The 22,814-nt window shown below is 59.7% G+C and carries 16 protein-coding genes; 7 read left to right on the top strand and 9 right to left on the bottom strand.

What is annotated here, in order from left to right; all coding sequences use genetic code 11:
• The first annotated feature begins 38 nt into the window (after positions 1-38).
• From J3A64_RS03370 to J3A64_RS03350, 5 genes are all read left to right on the top strand, one after another.
• Positions 39-566, top strand: a complete 528-nt coding sequence (locus tag J3A64_RS03370; RefSeq protein ID WP_210066046.1) for a hypothetical protein — start codon at positions 39-41, stop codon at positions 564-566.
• The gene (locus J3A64_RS03365) at positions 566-3,649 is read left to right on the top strand and encodes a chitobiase/beta-hexosaminidase C-terminal domain-containing protein (protein WP_014922223.1); all 3,084 of its coding nucleotides are present in this window, start codon (positions 566-568) and stop codon (positions 3,647-3,649) included. Before J3A64_RS03370 ends, J3A64_RS03365 begins: the two co-directional genes overlap by 1 nt.
• A gap of 213 nt (positions 3,650-3,862) precedes the next feature.
• The gene (locus tag J3A64_RS03360; protein WP_238324329.1) at positions 3,863-4,618 is read left to right on the top strand and encodes a glycosyltransferase; all 756 of its coding nucleotides are present in this window, start codon (positions 3,863-3,865) and stop codon (positions 4,616-4,618) included.
• On the top strand, positions 4,615-5,643 hold the full coding sequence (locus tag J3A64_RS03355; protein ID WP_011775329.1) for a lysylphosphatidylglycerol synthase domain-containing protein: 1,029 nt from the start codon (positions 4,615-4,617) through the stop codon (positions 5,641-5,643). The genes J3A64_RS03360 and J3A64_RS03355 overlap by 4 nt, the downstream gene beginning before the upstream one ends.
• Positions 5,644-5,740: 97 nt before the next feature.
• Positions 5,741-7,984 (top strand): membrane protein, encoded by a 2,244-nt coding sequence (locus J3A64_RS03350; protein WP_043806177.1) that lies wholly within the window; start codon positions 5,741-5,743, stop codon positions 7,982-7,984.
• A 272-nt stretch (positions 7,985-8,256) separates the two neighbouring features.
• On the opposite strand, the gene J3A64_RS03345 is transcribed toward J3A64_RS03350, so the two are convergent.
• The 7 genes from J3A64_RS03345 to J3A64_RS03315 all read right to left on the bottom strand — a co-directional run bounded on the left by J3A64_RS03345 (position 8,257) and on the right by J3A64_RS03315 (position 15,915).
• Complete coding sequence (locus J3A64_RS03345) at positions 8,257-8,988, bottom strand: ABC transporter ATP-binding protein (protein WP_210063630.1); 732 nt, start codon at positions 8,986-8,988, stop codon at positions 8,257-8,259.
• Complete coding sequence (locus tag J3A64_RS03340; protein ID WP_014922226.1) at positions 8,989-9,846, bottom strand: ABC transporter permease; 858 nt, start codon at positions 9,844-9,846, stop codon at positions 8,989-8,991.
• Positions 9,847-9,848: 2 nt separating this feature from the next.
• Complete coding sequence (locus tag J3A64_RS03335) at positions 9,849-11,855, bottom strand: glycosyltransferase (RefSeq protein WP_210063629.1); 2,007 nt, start codon at positions 11,853-11,855, stop codon at positions 9,849-9,851.
• Positions 11,852-13,036, bottom strand: coding sequence for a UDP-galactopyranose mutase (gene glf / locus J3A64_RS03330; protein ID WP_026005450.1), 1,185 nt, complete (start codon positions 13,034-13,036; stop codon positions 11,852-11,854). Before glf ends, J3A64_RS03335 begins: the two co-directional genes overlap by 4 nt.
• A 187-nt stretch (positions 13,037-13,223) precedes the next feature.
• Complete coding sequence (locus J3A64_RS03325; protein ID WP_011775335.1) at positions 13,224-14,210, bottom strand: Gfo/Idh/MocA family protein; 987 nt, start codon at positions 14,208-14,210, stop codon at positions 13,224-13,226.
• Positions 14,210-15,301, bottom strand: coding sequence for a DegT/DnrJ/EryC1/StrS aminotransferase family protein (locus J3A64_RS03320; RefSeq protein WP_014922229.1), 1,092 nt, complete (start codon positions 15,299-15,301; stop codon positions 14,210-14,212). Before J3A64_RS03320 ends, J3A64_RS03325 begins: the two co-directional genes overlap by 1 nt.
• Positions 15,298-15,915: an acyltransferase gene (locus J3A64_RS03315; protein WP_014922230.1), complete on the bottom strand. Its 618-nt coding sequence runs from the start codon at positions 15,913-15,915 to the stop codon at positions 15,298-15,300. Before J3A64_RS03315 ends, J3A64_RS03320 begins: the two co-directional genes overlap by 4 nt.
• Before the next feature lie 180 nt (positions 15,916-16,095).
• On the opposite strand from J3A64_RS03315, the gene J3A64_RS03310 reads away from it, so the two are divergent.
• Complete coding sequence (locus J3A64_RS03310) at positions 16,096-20,253, top strand: FtsK/SpoIIIE domain-containing protein (protein ID WP_210063628.1); 4,158 nt, start codon at positions 16,096-16,098, stop codon at positions 20,251-20,253.
• Between the two features lie 18 nt (positions 20,254-20,271).
• Here J3A64_RS03310 and J3A64_RS03305 read toward each other — a convergent pair whose 3' ends face one another.
• Complete coding sequence (locus tag J3A64_RS03305; protein WP_210063627.1) at positions 20,272-20,760, bottom strand: hypothetical protein; 489 nt, start codon at positions 20,758-20,760, stop codon at positions 20,272-20,274.
• A gap of 238 nt (positions 20,761-20,998) precedes the next feature.
• Here J3A64_RS03305 and J3A64_RS03300 point away from each other — a divergent pair, with 238 nt between their 5' ends.
• Entirely contained in the window at positions 20,999-21,247 is a 249-nt protein-coding gene (locus tag J3A64_RS03300; RefSeq protein ID WP_003804966.1) for a WhiB family transcriptional regulator, read from the top strand.
• Positions 21,248-21,336: 89 nt separating this feature from the next.
• Here J3A64_RS03300 and J3A64_RS03295 read toward each other — a convergent pair whose 3' ends face one another.
• Positions 21,337-22,806: a sensor histidine kinase gene (locus J3A64_RS03295; protein ID WP_210063626.1), complete on the bottom strand. Its 1,470-nt coding sequence runs from the start codon at positions 22,804-22,806 to the stop codon at positions 21,337-21,339.
• Between the last annotated feature and the right edge of the window lie 8 nt (positions 22,807-22,814).

Genomic DNA, 22,814 nt, shown 5'->3' with positions numbered 1-22,814 from the left:
GGGGAGCATCCGAATGAAGTGGGGATCCCTCGGTGGACATGCCAAGACGCGCTATCGTCCAGCTTGGCCTAGCCGGTCTCGTTCTTACAGGCTGCTCGGTCAAGGTCGTTGAAAATGTTGAGCCATTCAGGCTGGGCGTGACGAATGCCGGCGATGCCGACAAACCACGCGTCGAAAGACCCGAACCAGTCAAGCGATATCAATTCGAATGTCGCGGAGCCAATGGAAATCCGCTCATCATTTTGTCGAGCCTTGAAGAGGTTTGGGCAAACACTCAATACAAGAAATTCGCAGATGTCGTAGTGACATATGTGGGCCCTCAGCCCCAGGTTTTGGCGGCGGAAGAAAATGCCGCGGTTAATGTCGCTGTTGAAGCGGGCGCCATTGGAACAAGGAATGACATTTGCCTTGCCATTGTCAAAGCCTGCACCAGAAACAATCCCCCAACCATCAGTACGGCGCTCTATGGGCTTGGCGGCGTTCCGATCGTTAAGGGAGCACTCACGCTGGCGCCCATGGCACCGCAGGCCGCAGTCCTGACCAAGTGGTTGAAGGAAGTGGCGTGATGGGACAGCAGATGAGGCGCGACGCCGGATGGCGGCTTCGCGGACAAAAGGTCACCACGGCATTGGCCGCCGTACTTCTGACGGTTGCAGGCATGACCGCGGTGGTTTCCAGCACCCCGGCACATGCGGACCAACAGAAACAGATCATTGGTATTGGGCTCACCAAGCCTGCGGGGACTGTTCTTGACCCCATCGGCCGCATGTGGGTTTCAGATAGCGTGGCCGGTTTCTGCCGCATGTCCGAACCCGTTAACGGAAACGCGGGCACCATCGAGGAAGACACGTGCTTGGGCGGCAGCCTGCCTGGAGCCGGCCCCGGACCGAAAGTCCCCGGGGTCTCCATCGTGCTTGACCCCACCCCCGGCTCCATCGGCAATGGCGACGAAACAGTCTTCATTCCGGATTCAGCGGTTGGAAGTTCGCATCTTGTACGGGCCGTGTGGAATCCACCGCTGGACCTCTTCGAGTACAGCAGCACACTGACGGTCCTCGATGGCGACGTCCGCCCGAACGCCGTTTCTGACGGACCGGATGGCAACATCTATCTGTCATTCGCCAATGCCCGCTCAATCATCAAGATCGTTGATCCGACCATCATGCACCCAAGCATCGAATCCATTGCGTCGGTCACCACCCGCGCACTGGGCCTGGTGGCGGCGGGCTACGACAGCAACGGATACGTCAGTGTCTACGTACTGGAAACCACCGGCCTCCGGGCGTTTTCCGCCCCTGGCAACGGCGAAATGACAGACTACGTGCCATTGACTTCGTACAACGTCGGCGTCGCGGCGTCGATCTACTACGACTACAACGCCCACGTTATTTACACGGGCACCAGCAGCGGCACCACGGCGGGCACAGACAAGGTCTCACGGCTCGACCTCACGAACGGCACCGTAGACAACCAATGGGCCTTGGGATTCAGCAAGATCGGCGGCCTTGGAATGCGGGGCGGTCAACTTCTGGTGCTCGATGATCCCGGGCAGCTGGCCTCTTCTCCGGGCGAAGGCCGGGGCAGCATCAGCATCCTTGGCGGCGCAGTGGCGAAAATTACTTCCGGCCCCACACTGGCCAGCGGTGCACAAGCTCCCAATCCCGAATTCACCAATGACACGACTCCCACGTTCGGCGTCAGCGCGGATCCGGCCGGCAGTGCGTTGGAGTGTTCCATGGGTGGAGCCTGGGTGAACTGCACCGGCGGCACCTACACGTCAACTGCGTTGACGAACGGGCAGCAGACCTTCTCCGTGAGGCCTGCACCCGGTGGCGTACCGGTTTCACGGACATTCACAGTGGACACAGTCGCACCTGCTGCGCCGGTCTTTACAGCTCCAAACAGTGGTCAAGTAGTCAACGGCAAACCGGTTCTGGGCGCCACTTTTGAGCCAGGAACAACACTCACATGTTCCGTTGACTCCACTGCCGACGCTGCCTTCCAGGCATGTGTACCGGGTGACACATTCACGCTCACCACTGCGGGTGCCCATACCTTGAGGATCCGAAGCACGGACTCGGCAGGGAACGTCAGCCCTGCTGCTGCGCAGACCGTAACGGCTGATCTGACGGCCCCCCAGGTTGCCATCACGGCTCCGGCCAGCGGGGCCACAGTGGGAGCCGGGTACCAGTTCCAGTTCACCTCCGGCTCCTCGGATGTAGCTGGGTTCCGCTGCCGGTTGGGAACCGATGCTTTCACCGCTTGCACATCACCGAAGGTCTATGCGGACATCGCCAACGGACCAAACAGGTTTGAAGTAGAGGCCCGGGACGTTGCAGGCAACACCACCGTTGCAGGCGTCAACTTCACGGTCTTCATAGCTGACACGACTCCTCCCACAGTGACAGCCAGTCCTGTAGGCGGAACGTACGGTCCTGCAAGCAAAGTCACGCTGACAGCGAGTGAAGCAGACGCCAAGATCTACTACACAGAGAACGGCACCACTCCCACCACGGCCAGCACGCTCTACACCGGCCCCATCACCATGGGAAGCAAAACCCTCAAGTACATAGCAGTCGACGCAGCCAACAATGCCTCGGCACCGCAAACCCAGGTGTACGTGTTGGACAATGTTGCGCCAACGGTGACAGCCAGCCCACAGGGTGGAAACCTGACGCTTGGACAAAAGGTCACGCTGACCACGGAATCCGGAGCGAAGATCTACTACACAACGAACAACTCCACACCCACGCTGTCCAGCCCCACCGGCACAACAACCGTGACCGTGACGCCAACAGCGACCACCACGGTCAAGTACTTCGCTGTTGATGCGGCAGGCAACCAGTCTGCGGTGGCATCGCAGACATATACCTTGCCTGCGGCACCGGCCAACACGTGGAAGGACTTCAATGCGGACGCGAAGAATGACGTCCTGGCTCGCGACGCGGCCGGTACATTGTGGCTCTACCCGGGTAACGGCACCGGCGGATGGCTGGGTAAGGTCAACACCGGGACCTCGTGGAACAACTACAACCTGATCGTTCCAACGCGGGACTTCAGCGGCGATGGACGCAGTGATGTCCTCGCCAGGGACGCGTCCGGGCAACTGTGGCTCTTCAAGGGAAACGGCGTGGGCGGCTGGCAGCCTCCTGAAGTTGCCGGTGCCGGCTGGAGCGGATTCACGGCTGTTGTGGCACCCGGCGACTTCAGCGGTGATGGCAAATCCGATGTCCTTGCCAGGGACTCCTCCGGAATCCTGTGGCTTTACAAGGGCGATGGATTGGGTAAGTTCACCGCTGGTCGGACTCAGGTTGGAGCAGGGTGGAACGTCATGAATGCCATCTTCAGCACAGGTGACTTCAACGGCGACGGGAAGACCGATGTGTTGGCCCGCGACACAGGGGGCGCCCTGTGGCTCTACCCAGGCAATGGCAGCAGCGGCTGGGGCAACCGCTCCCAGATCGGAAGCGGATGGAATGGTATGACCGCCTTGCTCGGACCCGGCGATTTCAATGGGAACGGCAAAGCTGATGTCCTCGCCAGGGACGCCAGCGGCAATCTGTGGCTCTACCCAGGCAATGGCTCGGGCGGCTGGCTCGCCTGGGGCCAGGTAGGCAACGGATGGCAAGGATTCACATCGCTCCCCTGATAGGGACCGGACGTAGCTTGCCGTTTTGAGGGGTGCACCGGAGAATATCCGGTGCACCCCTTTCGTCTGCACCCAGCACTGGAGATGCTGCCCTTCCACAGAAGGTATCCAGCAATGAACTAGACTGAGGGTTTGCAAGGAACTCGTGACAACAGCGTTGCGGGCTACGGCTGGCGTTCAAGAATTCGTCGGCACGAACTACCGAGGAGAGTCTTGACTTTCGACCAGGCAGGCCAACCGGATCTCTCCGTTGTGATCCCCGTCTATAACGGAGAACGGATTTTGGCGGCAACAATGGCCCGTCTTTCCGGCTACTTGACCAGTGGCACCTCCGAGATCATCATCGTGGAGAACGGATCTTCAGACAAAACACTCGAGGTCGCCCTCAAGCACGCGGTGGATACTCCCAACGTGACGTTCCAGGTTCTCCAGAGCCAAAAGGGCATGGGAAACGCCTACCGCAGGGGCATCGAAGCCAGCTCCGGCAGCCGCGTGCTCCTCACGGCGGACGATCTTCCCTTCGGTACTGACGATCTCGACGAAGACAAGAAGCTCCAAACCAAACCCCACGTCGTCATCGGTTCGAAGGCCCACAAGGACTCGATCACCGAGCGCAGTCTCATCCGCGGAATTACCACTTTTGGTTTCAAGACTCTGCGGCAGGTAATCCTCGGGTCCAAGGTTGGCGATTCCCAAGGAACACTGATTGTCGACGGCGACTGGCTTCGAAGCATGGTCGACCGCTTCGATGACCCCGGATTCCTCTTCAGCACCCAGGTCGTCTACGCCGCTGAAAAGCAAGGTTTCAAGATCGTAGAAGTGCCCGTCACACTGGCGCCCGACGACGAACCGGGCGAAACCACCATCCGGACTGCCGACGTCGTCAAGATGTTCAAAGGACTCGTGGCCATGCGCCGCCGCCGGAGTGAGTTCGCGGTGGCTCCCAGCGCGGGGACGCACGCCTCATGACGGGATCAATTGCGGAAACACCTTCCAACGACAACGATCTCAATCAAGAACAGCCTCCGGTGAAGAGCACCAAGGCCAAGCTGGTTGACTTCGCCCGGCGCGCCTTGGTGGTCATCGTATTCGCCGCGGCCGTGTACTTCATTGCAGTCCAGTGGCCGCAAGTCCAAGCCACGGTTTTCGCCCTTCAATGGTGGCAGGTCCTGCTGTCCCTGCTGGCGCTTATCCCGGGCGTCTTGCTCGGTATGTACATGTGGCGGGTAGTCATGGCAAGCCTGCTGCGATCCGTAGACATTGAACCCCAAGGTTTGGTGCTCAACCAGATCTACCTGGTCGGCCAGATCGGCAAGTACCTGCCCGGTTCCGTGTGGGCGTTCGTACTTCAGATGGAGCTAGGGCGAAAGAACGGAATTGCTCGCGCGCAAGTCTTCGTAGCGTCCCTGGTGAGCACCGGAATCACCATTGGCGCGGCTTTGGTGGTTGGGGCTTCGGCGCTTCCTATCCTGGTCCAACGGCAGCCCAATCTGCAGTGGCTGTACGTCATCCTGCCGGTTGTTATTTTGGCGATGAACCCAAACGTCGTGACGTTCCTGGTCAACATCGTCCTGCGTGTGTTCCGCCGCCCGCCCCTCCCCGAACGAATTCAGGCCAACACCATGGTCAAGGCCTTCATCCTTGGCGTGCTGATGTACCTGTGCTTTGGCCTGCACCTTTGGATCCTGGTTGGCCATGAGGCCACCTTGGACCTCGCGACGTTCCTGGTTCTGACTGGTGCGTTGGCTCTTGGTATGACGCTGGGCGTGCTGGCATTCCTGCTTCCCGCAGGCGTGGGGGCCCGCGAAGCCATCTTGATCCTTGCCCTGGCCGGAATGATGAGCGCCGGTGCTGCGACGGCAATCGCTGCCCTTTCACGAATCATGTTCACGATCGCGGATCTACTGTGCGTCGGCATAGCTTATGTTCACTTCCGGTGGCGGCAACAGTCAGCTTCCAAGACCACCGTGGACTCGGCCTCGGAGGCCAAGTAGCAGGTGGTGGCGGGTGCCCCCGAACTTCCCGTAATCCAGGCAGTCCTTCAGGCCAATATTCACACTTATGCCGCGCGCTAAGGAGCAAGCTAAGACCATGACAGCAGGAACCTCCGGGGCTACTGCCCAGCGCCCGCCGGTCACCCGACGGCGCTACTTCATGCAGCACGATTGGCATTGGGGCATTGTTACTGCCGCAATAGCAGCCGTCGCCTCCATCATTCCCCGATTGTTCAATCCCACGTTCTACTACTGGGACGACATGATGCAGTCCTTCCTCCCCCTGTGGCGTCATATGGGTGAGGAAATACGCTCCGGCCGGTTCCCGTTGATGGAACCCGGCGGATGGGTGGGCGGCAACATTGTGGCCGAGGTGGGCTACGGTATTTTCAACCCGGTTAACATCGTCAACTCAGTCATCGTTTCGAATTTCGAGAACCTGTCTCTGGCGAGTTATTTCATCATCGTCCAGTTCATCGCGTTGCTGGCGTTCGGTACGTTCATGCTCGCCCGCGACTACGGTTCCAACAGGCCCTTGGCTCTGGCTGCCGGTGTGGCAATCCCCTTCAGCGGCTTTACGCTCTTCTACGAGGCTGCCCGGTGGCCGGGCGGCCTGATGGCCTTCGCATGGATTACCGTTTTCTGGTGGTCTGTCCGCCGCTACGCGCGCCGCAACACGTCACCGTTCCTGCCGTTCCTGCTGGGCTTCCTGACGATGACGGCGGGAAACCCCTACGGGGCCATTGGCGTCATTCTTGTCCTCGCGGCTGTCGCCATCGAGCTGATGCTCATGAGGCATTGGCGCCGGCTTATTCCAATCGTCATTGTCGGTGCCCTGGTAGGTCTGACCGCTGTCCTGGTCTACTTCCCCTTGCCCCTCAGCTCAGCCGTCACAGTGCGGCAACAGAGCGAAATTCTGAATGACCTATTCCTTTCCCCGGACATGTCGTCGCTACTAACCATGAGCACATCGTCCATGCGGCCGCGGATCAACAACTTCTGGGCACCCATCGACAACGTCCCCTCAAGTTACCTGGCGTGGTTCGTCCTGCCACTGCTTCCGTGGCTGGATTTCCGCAGCTTCCGAAACCGCTCGCGTCAAATTTTCAGCATCTACATCATCACCGGAATCTACTTCCTGCTGACCTTCGCTCCTTCCCAGGTGCTGGTCTTCCGCTGGCCGATCCGACTCATCGAGTATGTGTACCTCGGCGTCATCGTTCTCGTCGCGGTGGTGGCCTCAGCGGGCTTGAAGACCACATCATGGAAGAAGCGGTTGTTCATTACCGTGGCCATCCTTGGTTTTGGAACCTACCGCGCCTGGTCCATGGTTCCCGAGGGCGGCAAATGGCAGGTCTTCACCCTGGCCGTGACTTTGGCCTTGGTGGCGCTGGCCGTCTTTGGCTGGAAGCGCTTCGGCTACCGAGGCTTGGCCGCAGTGATGGTACTGGGAACAATCGCCACGCTTGGAATGCAGTCCAGGCAGTTCGTCCCCAACAATGCCGTAGCCGGAATCGGCTCCCCCGTGGATGCAGACACGCTCCGTGACTCAACCAGCAGTTACCGGGGCAACACCATTCAGATCTTCAACACCATGAAAATCACAGGCGAGGAATTCACTGAGGGACGCCTCCTGTACGGCAATCAGATCCTCAACGCCGACGTCAACAACAGCATGGGCCGGTATAGCGGCATCAGCTTCACTACATACGTCAATGCCTTGTGCATGAACTACCGCGGCGAGACCTGCCCGCTTGCCTACACGGAGCTGTTCAAACAGGCGTCCCCGGAAATCGACGTTACGTTGGCCGATGTCCTTCAAGTCGAGACTGTCGCCGTCCAGAAGACCATGATTGCCCCGGACCAACTCAACGTTGCCCCTGGCTGGTCGATTGTGGCCTCGGATGAGACCCGGACAATCCTTCAGCGGGAGAACCCGTTGCCCTACCCCGGCACCGTTTCCTGGGCCTCGGACGGAGTCTCAGTCCAGGATGCGGTCAGGAACGGCAACGATGAACACATAACTCTGTCCGGCGACGGCAGGGCAGGGAAGCTGACCCTCGCCCGCCTCGCGTGGCCCGGCTACACCGTTACGGTTGATGGCGAACCGCAGAAGCTCACGCAGGGCCCAGCGGGGGTCATCCTGGTGGACGTTCCAGCGGGTGCCAAGTCAGTGGACATTTCCTTCACGACGCCGGGCCTCACCATGGGCCTCGCTGCCCAGGCGGTCGCGTGGTTCGGGATATTGGTGTTCACTGTTTTCCACTATGTTCGTCGGCATCGCCGCACAGGGTCCGAGGAACACGTCATTCAGGAGCCGGCCGAAAAGGTATCTGTCTAGCCGGCTGCAACGCATTAGACCGCCTGTAAGTCAGAAGAGCGTCTAAGGTCCGAGGAGCGTCCGCCCCCACCGGGGCGGACGCTCTTCTTTGTGGGGCGCTGGTTTGTGGGGCGCTGGCAGATCCCTCCAGCACCCATGCAGTAGCGCGGTCAGGCCCGCCCCCGTCCTACTTAGAGCAACTCACCTACGGCAAAGGCCACCGCACATCATTCGGAGAAGATGTGCGGTGGCCTTTTTGCTGTCCCTCGTAGGGTTCAAACAGCAATTACCTGCTAGTTGCTATCGCGCAGCCATGCTACAGCTTGGTTAGCGGGGCCTTCGAACTGCACCGTGCCGGAGGCAAGCACAACTCCCCTGTCGCAGATACGCGAGATCATGTCGAGGTCGTGGCTGACCACAACCAGCGTCCGTCCTTCATCCGAAAGTTGCTTGATTTTGGCCAAACACTTCTTCTGGAACGGCTCGTCGCCCACGGCCAGGATCTCATCCACCAAGAAGATGTCGGGCTGCGTGTGGACTGCCACTGCGAAAGCAAGCCTCAGGAACATACCGGAGGAATAGAACTTTACTTCGGTGTCGATGAACTGCTCAATCTCGGAGAACGCAACGATTTCGTCGAACTTCTCGTTGATTTCCTGCTCAGTCATTCCCAGGATTGCAGCATTGAGGAAGACGTTTTCGCGCCCGGACAGGTCCGGGTGGAAACCTGCGCCAACCTCGATGAGCCCGGCTACGCGACCCTTAGTACGGACCGTGCCTTTATCCGGCAGGATAACGCCGGAGATAAGTTTCAATAATGTGGATTTACCTGAGCCGTTGAACCCCAACAAAGCCACGGTCTCCCCTGGCTGAATCTCGAGGCTCACATCGTGGAGTGCATCGAACTTCTTGCTGAGGTCGCTTTTCCGACCCTTCACCAGCCAAACGAGGGTCTCCTTGAGAGAGTGCGAATGGCGGAGATTAAAGGTCTTTTTAAGGTCCTTGACGATTATTGCGGCGCCCATCTAGACCTCCTGCGCAAAGTGGCCCTCAAGTCGTCGGAAGACGAGTTGGCCGATGATAAGGAACAGGGCAGCCATGCCGAGACCAATCAATCCCGTCCACATCAGATGTGGAGGCAGTTCGACTGGACGGTCAACAGTGGGATACCAGAAGGCCCAGTGGAACAACTCAACAGCCACCGTGATCGGGTTGAGCTGATAGATGACCAACACCCAAGGCGGTGCCAGCCGACGGATCATGGTCCAGTCATAAAGCACCGGCGATGTCCACGTTACGATCATCATCAACATATCTACGATGTTCTCGGCGTCGCGGAAGAAGACATTGACGGCTCCGGCCAAGAGGCCCAGGCCGGTCGCCGTAACTGCCACAATGACGAAGCCCAGAGCAGCTCCAATGAGTTGCATGATGTCCGGTTTCCACCCGCTCAGCAGCGCAGCAGCCAACAACACAACCAATTGGGGGAGGAAATGAACCGCAGCAACCCACACTGAGGCAACGGGGAATAATTCCCGTGGCAGGTAGATCTTCTTAACCAAGGCAGCGTTCGACACGATGGATCTCGTGGCATTCGAAAACGCTTCGGAGAAGAAGTTGATGACGATGACACCAGAGAACATGTACAGCGCGTAGTTGGGAATCTGATCCCCGACGCGCAGGACAATGCCCAAAGCAAAGAACAGCACAACGTACTGGACCAACGGCTTGACGTAAGACCAAGCAAGGCCCAGGACAGAACCCCGGTACCTTACCCGGAGTTCCTTACGGACTATCAGTTTGAGGAGGTACCGGCGCCGGTAAACGTCCAGCAGCCCGGCCCCTACCCCCGGAACAGCGTATGTATCAGTGGAAGTTGTCATTGCTACTTGCTGGGCTCCGAAGCTTCGAACGTTTCCCGCCACGACTCCATGGAGGTGATCTCGGGAAGGGCCTCACGGTACTGTGCCCGGAGGGTCTCCCAGTTAGAGAAAAGCTGAGCATGGAGTTTGGCGGACTCAACCACCAGCTGGCGTGCCATCTTCGGGTTTCGCAAATGCCATGAAGCGCCCGTGCCGTCTGCGTTGGATACCACGGCGCTATCCAAGTGCGCCAAGCTCCACCATTTGCCGTCCTGGTGAGCAACGTGAGCCTCAGGGGCAGCCTTGGCGGTGCCGCGCACGGGAGCCAGTGTCTGTTTGAGGACGGTCTTAACTGCCCAAGGAAGCAGTCCCAAGGCGCCTGGCTGCTTGAAAGACTGGGGCTTCTTGGGGGGACGCTTGCGGAAGACCTCGGGGAACGCTGCAGGGTCGGTCTTGACCTGTGAGTCCGGGAACTCCTCGCGCATGGCACGGAGTTTCGGCATCGTCGTCGGCAGTTGCTTGTGCAGATTGTCTGGACCGGCGAGAACATCGCGAAGTGCCATCACCCGTGCCTGCTCCGGGTAGTACTGCATGGATACCAGGTGCTTGACGTCCGTGTTCAAGCTCTCGCGCAGGATGCGACCGCCCTTGGGGAACGGCGAGTGCAGGAGGGTCGCGATAAGACGGTTGCGCTCGTGGTAGTAGGCCTGCCAGTCCACGGAGTCGTCCTTATCGGCCCAAGAGACATGCCAGACCGCTGCCCCGGGAAGGGTCACCGTGGGGAAGCCGGCAGCCCGGCCCCGGAGGGAGTACTCAGCGTCGTCCCACTTAATGAACACAGGAAGGGACAGACCAATGGTTTCCACAACCGTCTTGGGAATCAGGCACATCCACCATCCGTTGTAATCCGCATCCCAGCGACGGTGGAGTTGCGGAGTGGAGCGCAAACCCGCAGTGGAGAAGTCGTGATTACCGAGTCCCTCCACAGGCCCCCAAAGGAAGCGATAGAAGTTGACGACCTCTGAATAGGCGTGCAGGACGGACTTGTTGTACATATCGAACATGTGGCCGCCAACGATGGTCGGCTTACGGCAGAGGTCTGCAAACGCCACTGCACGCATTACGCCTTCTGTTTCCAGCTCGATATCGTCGTCCAGCAGCATGACGTAGTCGCTCTTGTCAGAAACGACCATCTCGTACATGTTCCGCGCGAAACCTCCCGAGCCGCCGAGGTTGCCCTGGTTGATGATCCGAAGTTGATCACCCATGGACTCCGCGACTGCGTCGAAGCCAGCTTGGTCTGCGACCTTCTTGTTGCCCTGATCCACGATGATAAGTTCCGCAAGGATTTCCCGCAGACCAGCGTCACCGTCAATGGACTTGATGGTTTCGAGGCAGTAGTCGGCGCGATTGAACGTGGTTACGCCGAGCGTGACGCGACCCTGTGGGCGGCCCTCATCAGGGACAGCCCAGTGAGCGCTCTTGAGCGTCATGCCGTCGCCGCCCGCAATGAGGTCAAACCAGTACCAGCCACCGTCCCCAAACGGGGCCAATGTCAGTTCGAATTCATTGGTGGAAGGGCCCTCCACCAGAATCGAATCCACGCGCTGGGAAGCACCGCGGGCGTTGGACCGGTAAACGATAACCGTCCCCTCGCCTTCGGTTTCGATGTGCAGCACGGTTTTGGTAGCGATGGTCCACTTACGCCAGTAGCTGGCAGGGAAAGCGTTGAAATACGACCCGAAAGAAAGACGCTCACCACGGCGGACCTGAACGGAGCCGCGGTTCAAAATGTCCTCCGGGTGGAGTTTCCGGGCCATGCCAATGGCCTGAACATCGGCGCCGCCGCCACTCGTGTGAAGCTTGTTGGTGTCAGGATCCACGTACAGCGGCAACGTGTCGAGGTCACGGTTGGCCGGGAAAATCACCCGCTGGACAATCCGCAGGTTCTGTTCCGTGGAAGCGGGGATTTCATCGGCAGTAGTGGCCGTCATAGCGATCTCCTGGCTTTCGTTTGTTGTCGTGGTCATGCGTCCACTCCCCCACTTTCAAGCTTGGCGCCGCCAGTGAAGTGCGGCTTGATCTTGTTGTCGAACATGGACAAGGCGGAACCAATGGCCATATGCATGTCCAGATACTTGTACGTTCCAAGCCGGCCGCCGAACAGGACCGACTTCTCGCCCTTGGCCAGATCGCGGTAGGCAAGCAGCTTCTGGCGGTCGTCAGAAGTGTTGACGGGGTAGTAAGGCTCGTCCCCCTTCTCAGCAAAACGAGAAAACTCGCGCATGATGACCGTAGCGTCCTTGGTGTAGTCCCGCTCGGGGTGGAAGTGACGGAACTCATGGATGCGCGTGAAAGCAGCATCGGCGTCGGGGTAGTTCATTACTGAACAACCCTGGAAGTCCTCAATAGGCAGGACCTCTTCTTCGAGATCGATGGTGCGCCATGAAAGGTCACCTTCGGCATAGTCGAAGTAGCGGTCAACCGGGCCTGTGTAGATGACGGGCACCTGACCGAGGACAGAGGAGCGACCGTACTCACCGTCGTCGAAGAAGTCCGAGTTCAGGACAACCTCAATGTTCGGGTGATCTGCCATCCGCTCAATCCAGGCAGTGTAACCGTCAACTGGAAGACCTTCGTAAGTGTCGTTGAAGTACCGGTTGTCATAGTTGTAGCGCACGGGAAGCCGCGAGATGATTTCAGCCGGCAGATCCTTCGGATCCGTCTGCCACTGCTTTCCCGTGTAGTGCTTGATGAAGGCCTCATAAAGGGGACGGCCAATGAGTTGGATGCCCTTGTCATTGAGGTTCTGGGGGTCCGTTCCCGCCAGTTCGCCAGCCTGCTCGGCAATGAGTGCCTTTGCTTCCGTCGGGCTCATGGCCGAGCGGAAGAACTGGTTGATGGTACCCAGGTTGATGGGCATGGGGTAAACCTCGCCTTTATGGCTGGTGTACACCTTGTGCTGGTAACTCGTGAACTTGGTAAACCGGTTCACGTACTCCCACACACGTTCATTCGAGGTGTGGAAGAGGTGGGCGCCGTAGCGGTGCACCTCGATTCCGGTCTGCGCCTCATTCTCGCTGTAGGCGTTTCCACCAATATGGTGGCGGCGATCAAGCACCGCAACCTTCAGCCCCAACTCGGTAGCGGCGCGTTCTGCAATGGTCAGGCCAAAGAAACCCGAGCCGACGACGACGAGATCAGCGTTCACAAACTCTCCTGTGTATTGGCGTGCGGGCACAGAGATGCCCACGTCTACTGGTAAAGGCTACCCGACGTTACGATCGTTCCCCGATTCGGCAGCTCGCGGCAGCAAGGCATCAATTGTCCGGAAAAACGAACGGGAGGCTTGGCCCGTAGCCAGCCTCCCGTTCAAAACTGCAAAAAAACGAACAAAGCTAGAGCGAGATCACGGAGCCTGTCTCCGCGGACTCAAGTACAGCTTCAGCGACGCGAAGGGTCTCGAGTCCCTCCGCCATTGTGACAATATTCATGGACTTTCCGAGAACAGCATCTCGGAATGCCTCGTGTTCCATCTTCAGCGGTTCGCGCTTTGCCAGGGCAAAGCGGGTCGATGAACCCTCGGACACGCCACGGAATGCCGCAACGGAGTCCCAGTCAGTCTGGAAAGTGCCGTTTTCAATGAACGTCAGATCAGCTGAAATGGTGTCCGCGATGTAGGCACCACGCTCACCCAGAACAACAGTGGTGCGCTCCTTCATGGGCGACAGCCAGTTGACGATGTGGTTGGTCACTACGCCGCTCTGCAGGTGGCCAATGGCGGTGACCATGTCCTCGTGCTCGCGTCCGCTCCGGGAAGTCGTGTGTGCCACGACATTCACGAAATTGCTCTGTGCAAGCCATGCAGTGAGATCGATGTCGTGCGTTGCGAGGTCCTTGACCACGCCGACATCTGCAATGCGGGAAGGGAACGGCCCTTGGCGTCGCGTCGAAATTTGGTAAACCTCGCCGAGGTCGCCGTTGCCGAGCCGTTCGCGGAGGCTCTGCAGTGACGGGTTGAAGCGCTCGATGTGACCTACGGCCCCGATCAATCCCCGCGAGTCAAAAGCCTCGGCAATGCGCCGGCCCGACACAGAGTCGTTGGCAATAGGCTTTTCCACCAGGCAGTGCACGCCGGCTTCAGCCAACTGCAGAGCCACTTCCTCGTGAAGCACGGTGGGCACTGCGGCCACAGCCATGTCAATACCCTGCTCGATGAGCTGTTCAACGGAGCTGCAAACCTCAAGTCCGTTGGCTACGTTGTGGGGGTCACCGAAGGAGTCAGCGACGGCCACGAGGTCGACGCCTTCAAGCTCTCGAATGACGCGGGCATGGTGTCGGCCCATCATCCCCAGTCCAATGAGGCCTGCACGCAGATTTGCCACTAGCTTCCTGCCTTCGCAATGGCGTTGACCGCGGAAACGATGCGGTCAAGGTCATCCTGGCTCAGCGACGGATGTACCGGGAGCGACAAGACGCTGGCAGCTGCTTCTTCCGTGACGGGCAGGTCATCAGAAGTCTGGAAAGGCGCAAGGCGGTGGTTCGGGATGGGGTAGTAGACGCCGCAGCCCACGTTGTATTCCTCGCGCAGGGCCTTGGCGAAACCATCGCGGTCCTCAGCGATGCGAATGGTGTACTGGTGGTACACGTGCTCGTAGCCTTCAGACACCTTGGGAGTGACAACGCCTTCGATGTTTGCGTCGAAGAAGGCAGCGTTCTCCTGGCGGGTCTTGGTCCAGGCGTTGATTTTGGTCAGCTGCACGCGGCCAATGGCAGCGTGGATGTTTGTCATGCGGGCGTTGAAGCCAACAAGCTCATTTTCATACTGCCGCTCCATGCCCTGGTTGCGGAGCAACCGAAGTCGACGCTCGACATCGGCCAAACCTGTGCTGACCATGCCACCTTCGCCGGACGTCATGTTCTTGGTGGGGTACAGGCTGAACATGGCGAAGTCACCAAACGTACCCACCTTGCGACCGTTGACGGCCGCACCGTGTGCTTGGGCGGCGTCTTCAAAGACCTTCACACCGTGCTTGGAAGCGACTGCGCCGATTCCGTCCACGTCGAAGGGGTGGCCATAGAGGTGAACCGGCATGATGGCGGCCGTGCGATCCGTGATCTTCGATTCGACGGAGGCCGGATCAAGCGTGTAGTGGTCCAAGTCCACGTCGGCGAAGACAGGAGTTGCTCCCGTCAGGGCCACGGAGTTAGCCGTGGCCGCGAAAGTGAACGACGGAACAATGACTTCGTCGCCGGGACCGATGCCCGCAGCCAACAAGCCGAGGTGCAGGCCGGAGGTGCCTGAGTTGACCGCTACTGCAGCCCTGCCGTCGAGGAGTACTTGCGAGAACTCCTGTTCAAAAGACGCAACCTCCGAACCCTGTGCGAGTTGGCCGGAAGCCAGGACGGCCTCTACTGCCTTGCGCTCGTCATCACCGATGATGGGCTTAGCGGGGGGAATGAATTCGGGGCTCATGCCTCTACCTCTCGAAGGGTCTCGTTCTGTTCAACATATGTAGCGCCGGTCTCCGGGCATACCCAGTTCTCACCACTGCGTTGCAGCGGGAAACCAGCTTTACCGACCCAACCATGGCGTTTGGCCGGAACTCCGACCATCAGGGCAAAATCAGGGACGTCTTTGGCGACGACAGCACCAGCAGCCACTGTTGCCCACCGTCCAATGGTGACTGGTGCGACGCAGACAGCGCGGGCACCGATGGATGCTCCTTCACGAATGGTGACACCAACGGGCTCCCAGTCGTGGGCGCTCTTCAAGCCGCCATCCGGGCTAACCGCCCGGGGGTAAGTATCGTTTGTAAGTACAACGGCCGGGCCGATGAAGACGCCTGCCTCCAGTACCGCGGGCTCGTAGACAAGTGCATAGTTCTGAACTTTGCAGTTGTCCCCCATTTTGACTCCGGTGCCAATATAGGCGCCGCGTCCTACGATGCAGTTGACGCCCAATTCGGCCTGCTCGCGGACTTGGGCAAGATGCCAAATCTTTGATCCGTCACCAATTACCGCCTTGTCTGAAACATCGGCGCTCTCCGCAACCACTATCACCGGTGAAGGTCCTTCCTCATTGAGCACACGCGACAACGAGATTCATCTTAGCTGAGACACCATGCCACGGTGGCAAGGCAGCGGCTGTACGAGCGCGGGCAGGGGTTGTCCACATACGCCATATCTCCCGCAGCGCTTCCATTCGCAGGGCCGTAGCGTGATTTCTGTCAGCCCGACAATACCCGCCAAGACGCAGAGGATTAGCTAATGGCTTTGGAGTGCACACTGGTACGCGCCCCTGGTGCCGCTGAAGCGACGGACCCGGAGGAACTGAGCATCGCCGTCCCGGAAGGCACGTCCGGCGCCCACGTGCAGCAGCTTCTCTCGGCTGCTCGTGGAACCCGCCGGCTCTCCGTCGGTGGACGACTCCTTGCCACACTTACGGTGGGACAACCTCCTCTTGTTTCGGGCGCCGTCATTGTGGATGCCGCTCCGCCGCATCGGAACGCGAACAGAGCGTCGTTGCCGCTGATGTTGCTCACTCACTCGGGGCCCGGAGCCGGCTCTGTCTTCCGGATTCAACGAGGCCAGTACCGAATCGGCAGGGCTGGTGCCGAAATTTCGGTGTCCGATCCCGGGATGTCCAGGGAACACGCCATATTGGAGGCTTCCAGCACAGCCCTGACCGTGAGGTCCGTCGGGGGTGCGAACCCGGTCTTCGTGGACAATCAACCCACCAATCGAAAGGTGTTGACCTCCTCGTCGACGATGCAATGTGGAAACTCCACCTTCACCGTCGTCACGGACAGTGGTCCCCTTCCATCGATTTCAGTCGACGCGGGTCGCTCCGTTGAAGAACCGCTCGCAGTACCTCATGCCAGCCGTCCCGGAAACCGTCTCGTAGTGGCATTGTCGGCCGGCCTACCGTTGGTTGCCGGCATCGGTCTGGCCCTTGTCACGGGAATCTGGATGTTCCTGGGATTCACCGCCATCTCAGCGATCAGCCTTCTCGTTCCGTTGGCCGCCGGGCGGAAGGCCCGCCGGGAGTGCAAACTCGCCATAGCGCATGCAGTCCAAGAGGACAAAGAACGACGCCGTCGATGCTCGCCATCAGCTGCAGAGATGGTTGTGGCCGTCCACGGGGCTTCCGAGGCGCAAATGGTGGCCACCGAACCCGCAACAGGCGATGTCGGTCCAGCTCTGTCTGCGGCTTCACCGACAGGCGTCCACGCTGTGCGGGATGGCGCATGGCTCCGTCTCGGCACAACTCAAACGGCGGCGAACATTCGGCTGGTTCCCGACGATTCACAGTTCCGGCCACCATCCATTGGCACCGCGCCAATTACTTTGGATCCCGGACATCCAGTGGTGACGCTCTGTGGCCACCCCGATCATACGGACGCCTTACTTCGTTTCGTATTGATGCAGCTAGTTGGTTTTCCCGGCTCTGCCAAAACGCCAGTGATAGTTTTGGGCCGGGCCGGAAGGTTGCCATTGAGCGCCCGATTCCTCCCCCGCGTCACCCTGGCAAGCACCTTGGATACCGCCCTCGCTGCCATGCAGCAGGCAGGCACCAGCGCGAACGGCAGGCTCATCATGGTTGATGATCCATCCCCTGAAGAAGCAAAACTCCTGTCCGCGCTCTTGAACGCCGCCCGACTCGCCGCGTGGCAAGTGATCAAGTGCTGCGCTCAGTCCAAACGCTCCGGTGTCTGCATCGAAATTTCGCCATCCGGCACGGTGGGCTACTTGGAGGCAGGCGGTGAGCGCCGACCATTCATCCCGGATCTCGTGCCGGTCGAAGTTTTCGATAGCTACTGTCGTCAGACACGGGCCACGGCTTTCGGTGAAGGACCCGGAACAAGCTCAACCATTCCTGATGAATGTTCGCTGGCTGAGTTACTCCCCCACGGGCAGCGCAGGGTGCTCCGGCGGTGGGCCGACGCATCCGGGCAAAACGGCCTCAGCGCTGTCTTGGGCAAGGGGCACGGCGGGCACATGATCTTCGACTTTAAGCTCGACGGTCCGCATCTCTTGGTTGCCGGAACCACTGGCTCGGGTAAATCCGAACTCTTGAGGACCCTTGTGGCTTCCATGGCACTGAGTGACTCTCCGGATCGCACAACATTTTTGTTCTTTGATTTCAAAGGCGGATCAGGTTTGCGACCGCTTGCAGGCCTTCCCCACTGCGTCGGCCTGTTGACTGATCTCAGCAAGCATCACCTGGAACGCGCTCTTGTTTCCCTCCGTGGAGAAATCCGTCATCGCGAGGAGTTGTTCGCTGCTGCCTGTGTGTCTGATCTCGCCCAGTATCGGCGGACGGCTTCGCCCACCGATCCGAAGATCCCGCATCTGATCCTTGTCATTGATGAATTCCGCATGCTCGTTGACGAATCTCCAAGCACTCTGCGGGAGCTCATGCGAATCGCGGCCATCGGGCGCTCCCTGGGCATTCATTTGGTGATGGCGACCCAAAGACCCCAGGGAGCACTGACTGCCGATATTCGGGCAAACGTGACCTCAAGCATCGCCCTACGCGTGCAATCGGAGGCCGAGTCCATGGACATCATCCACACTAAGGCTGCCGCCACCATAGGCGTAGCGGCTCCGGGGCGAGCCTATCTCGCCAGGGCTTCGTGCGACCCTGAAGAATTCCAGACGGCGTCCATCGCAGGCTCACCCGATATCGCGGTGTCTGGCGTAAGGCTGGACGGTTTCGGGCCAGCCGTGCAGCCAGCCACGCAGGCTTTGCAGCAGCGTTCCGGAGCCCTTACAACTGGCACCACCCAGGATTCCCTCCCGGATGGTGACCCCGAGTGGGTGGTTTCAACGGTAGAAGAAGCATGGCGCCGGCTTGGCAGACCACTCCCCCGGCGTCCTGTAGCCACGCCACTGCCCTCGTCGATCCTTTGGCATGACAAACTGCCCGATTCAGCTGAAATCTTGGATCTGGCGACCAGCCCGGAAGGCCATTGGGCAGTAGGACCTTTGGCGATGCTCGACAGGCCGGCGAACCAAGTGGTGGAACCGCTGGTGTGGTCGCCGTCCAAAGACGGCCATCTGGCAATGATCGGCACCGATTCAAGTGGCATGCGGGAGTGCTTCAGGGCTGCGTCGGCGATGCTTGCGACTCAGAAACCCCAACCGCACCTCTATATCCTCGACGCAACGGGCACGCTGGACCATCTCACCGACGGGGGTCACCTCGGCGCGGCAGTTGGCCTGCACCAACTGCACCTCGCAGTGCGGGTTTTGAAGCGCCTCGCCACAGAAATGGAACATCGACGAAGTGCGGGCACGTCCGGAATGTCCAGTTCACCTTTGGTCTTGATCGTGGCTGGGTGGTGCTCGTGGGCTACGGCACTCAGAAGCGGGCCTTTCGCCTACGCAGAAGGAATTTTGCAGGACATCGTTCGGGACGGTTGTTCCCTTGGCGTCACTGTGCTTATTTCAGGGGAGCGGGAACTCGTCAGCTCACGCTTTTTTGCCGCCATACAGAACCGCGCCTACTTTCCTTCGGGATCCACTGAAGAGTCGCGGTTCCACTGGCCGCGCCTCCCTGAGGTGGAGTCATTCCCCGGGCGCGCCGTCGTTATGGGGAATTTTACAAAGGAGCACGCTACCGTGGCACAGTTTCGCGGGGCTCCGGACAATGGACGCTGGCCGTTTGCTGATCTGACGCCGTCTGAACCGCCGTTCCGGATACGGCCGCTTCCTGAGCTTCTCCGTAGTGAGGACTTCCATGATTTGGTGGCGCCGCCCCAGGCACAAGGACTGCCATCAGGATCAGGATCAGGCTCCGGCTCGGCGGCCGATCATGGAGCAGGAGCCCACTTCGCAACCGGCTACGCAGTGGGTCCACTCTGGATCGGAGTCGGAGGAGACGAAGCCCTCCCCGTGTCCATGCCTCTGCGGGAACATGGAGTCAGCACCGTCCTCGGTGGTCCTCGCTCTGGAAAAAGCTCCGTTCTGGCATCGCTTCACACCCTGAATCCCGTGGTTCCATGGGTGTTCCCGCCCGATGCAGCGTTCGCCGGCTCTTTCTGGGCCTTGGTGGCGTCCCAGGTTGCTGCGGACACCCTGGACCCCCACAGCATCCTGTTGGTGGACGACGCCGATCTGCTGGATCACCAAGGCCGACAGGCCTTGGCTGCCGTGGTGGGCAAAGTCCGTGGCATCATCCTGACAGCAACACCGGGGCCTGCCCTGCTCCATCAGCTGCCGCTTGCGAAGGAAGCGCAGGCTTCCAGCGCGGGTTTGGTTTTGAATCCCGCAACGCCCCACGACGCCGAACTCCTCGGAGTGAGGTTGGAAGTCGGTCGCGCAGGGTGCCCTGGTCGCGGCTTTCTCATCGACGGCGCAGAGGTGACACCTGTGCAAGCCGTACTCACCACAAGCTTTCCTCCGCCGTCCCAATCTCACTGAGCCCCGGTCAGGAGCCGTCTAGAGTGCCGCGGTGGTGCCCCCGGTTCTTGAGGCATAGGCCACCACGTCCTTCTGAAAAAGGAAGATGATCGCGGCCACCGCTGGAATAAGCATCGCCAGCCCCGGCAACAGCAGCCCACCAGTTACGGTAGGAAAACCAATGGTGAGGACGAACAACTGGGCCACCAACGCTGCCGCACGCGTCCATCTGTAGCCGCGGAACAAGAAATGGCTCACGGCGAATAGCCACGCAGAGAAGGCCAGCAGTAGTCCAAGGGTGAACACTGCCCCCCAAAAGGTCAGGACTGGCGCCCCGCTCAAGAGTTCGAAGGCGTACCAGGCAGCGGCGCCGAGAAGGGCTAGCGCTTCAAGCCCAACAACCACCGAGATAATGACAATTCCCAGTGGACGGCGACCGGCACCAGGGCTGTTCGCCGGTGCATCAAAATCGTCACTTCCGTCCGGGCCGGACGCGGGTTGGGCTGGGTTTACGGGAGGTCTTGACACACTGGCACACTACCGGACATAGTCATCTAGCAGTGAGGGCACTGGCGGCTGATGTGATGCATCGCTCACGGATTCCGAGCATTTCGACCACTAACACCCCTTGTTTACAAGGCGTTAACATGAAACGCTTGACTCAGACGACCAAGGGGGCCCATGCGGGCCCCTTTCCTTTGGAGCCTCTCGTGAATGTTTTCACAAAAGGCTCATCTAGTTCTCACGAATGGAGTGACTGATCAGCATGGATTGGCGTAATCGCGCAGCCTGCCTCGACAAGGACCCGGAGCTCTTTTTCCCAGTCGGCAACACGGGACCCGCACTTCTGCAGATCGAGGAAGCCAAAAGCGTCTGCCGCCGCTGCCCTGTAGTAGACACCTGCCTCCAGTGGGCCTTGGAGTCCGGACAGGACGCCGGTGTTTGGGGCGGTATGAGTGAAGACGAACGGCGGGCACTCAAGCGTCGCGCTGCACGCGCACGGCGCGCTTCCTAACTCACGGCACAAGAAAGGCCGCGGACCATCCGGTCCGCGGCCTTTCTTTGTTTTCTGCTCTTGTGATCGAGTCGAAATTGCTCTCGGAGCTATGCCCTGGCGAGGTTGAGGACGATTTCGACGGCGGTCCCGCCGCCTTCGCGCGGGCTCCATTGAATGGATCCACCGAGCTCGCTGGTCACGAGTGTACGGACAATCTGCAGGCCCAATCCCTCGGTGTACTGGCCATCCGGAAGGCCGACGCCGTCGTCGGCTATGGTCACGGTCAAAAATTCGTCGTTGCCGTCGCCATCTGCCCGGTCCGCCAGCAACCAGACGGTTCCTGTGCGCCCCTCCAGTCCATGCTCGACGGCATTGGTGACCAGCTCGTTGATGACCAAAGCCAGTGGTGTGGCAAAATCACTGGGCAATTCGCCGAACAGGCCTGAACGTTCCGTTCGCACCTGCTGGGACGGTGAAGCCACTTCGGCTGACAGCCTGAATTGGCGCCCGATCAGTTCGTCAAAGTCGACACTCTGCGTCAACCCTTGGGAGAGGGTCTCATGGACGAGTGCGATCGTGGCCACGCGCCGCATGGCTTGTTCCAGCCCCTGTTTTGCTTCGTCACTGACCATTCGCCGTGATTGCATCCGGAGGAGAGCTGCCACAGTCTGAAGATTGTTCTTGACCCTGTGATGGATTTCCCGAATGGTGGCGTCCTTGGTAACAAGCTCCATTTCCCTGCGCCGTAATTCGGAGACATCGCGGCAAAGGACAAGGGCTCCGAAACGGTGCTGTTCGTCGCGCAAAGGAATGGCCCGAAGGGAAAGACTGACACCCCTTGACTCGATCTCGCTGCGCCAGGGCATCCGCCCGGTCACAACCAGGGGCAATGTCTCGTCCACCATTCGCCGGTCCTTCAGAAGCCCGGCAGTCACCTCAGCCAGCGACCGCCCCTCCAGAGATTCGACTTCGCCGAGCCGACGGAACGCTGACACGCCATTGGGGCTCGCATACTGCACTATGCCGTCGGCGTCGAGTCTGATGAGACCGTCGCCAACTCGGGGCGCTCCTCGACGGGAGCCCGTTGGGGAGGCAAAGTCGGGCCATAGACCCAACGTCCCCATCCGCAGGAGGTCATAAGCGCACTGGCGGTACGTGAGTTCCAGCCTCGATGGCATGCGTGAGCTGGACAAGTCCATATGCGACGTCACAACAGCGAGAGTTCTGCCGTTACGTACCATCGGCACAGCCTCTACCCGGAGCGCCATTTCGCTGCTCCAGCTGGTTTCACTGGAGCGCTCGATCGATCGGCTGTTCCAAGCTTTGTCCACAAGGGGGCGAAGATCCGAGCGGATGCCCTCTCCCACGAAGTCCGCGTGGAACACCGTATGTGATGTCGACGGACGGACGTGGGCGAGGGCAATGTAGCCGAACTCCGGATGCGGGAACCACAGAGCGAGGTCCGCGAATGCCAAGTCAGCGACCATTTGCCAGTCACCGACGAGGAGGTGCAGCCATTCGGCATCTCCAGGCCCGAAATCAGCGTGTTCCCTGATGGGGTCTGTAAAGATTGCCACTGCACCTC

This window comes from Pseudarthrobacter sp. PvP004, from assembly GCF_017876035.1.
GTDB lineage: Bacteria > Actinomycetota > Actinomycetes > Actinomycetales > Micrococcaceae > Arthrobacter > Arthrobacter aurescens_A.
This window is presented reverse-complemented; position numbering and strand designations above follow the sequence as displayed.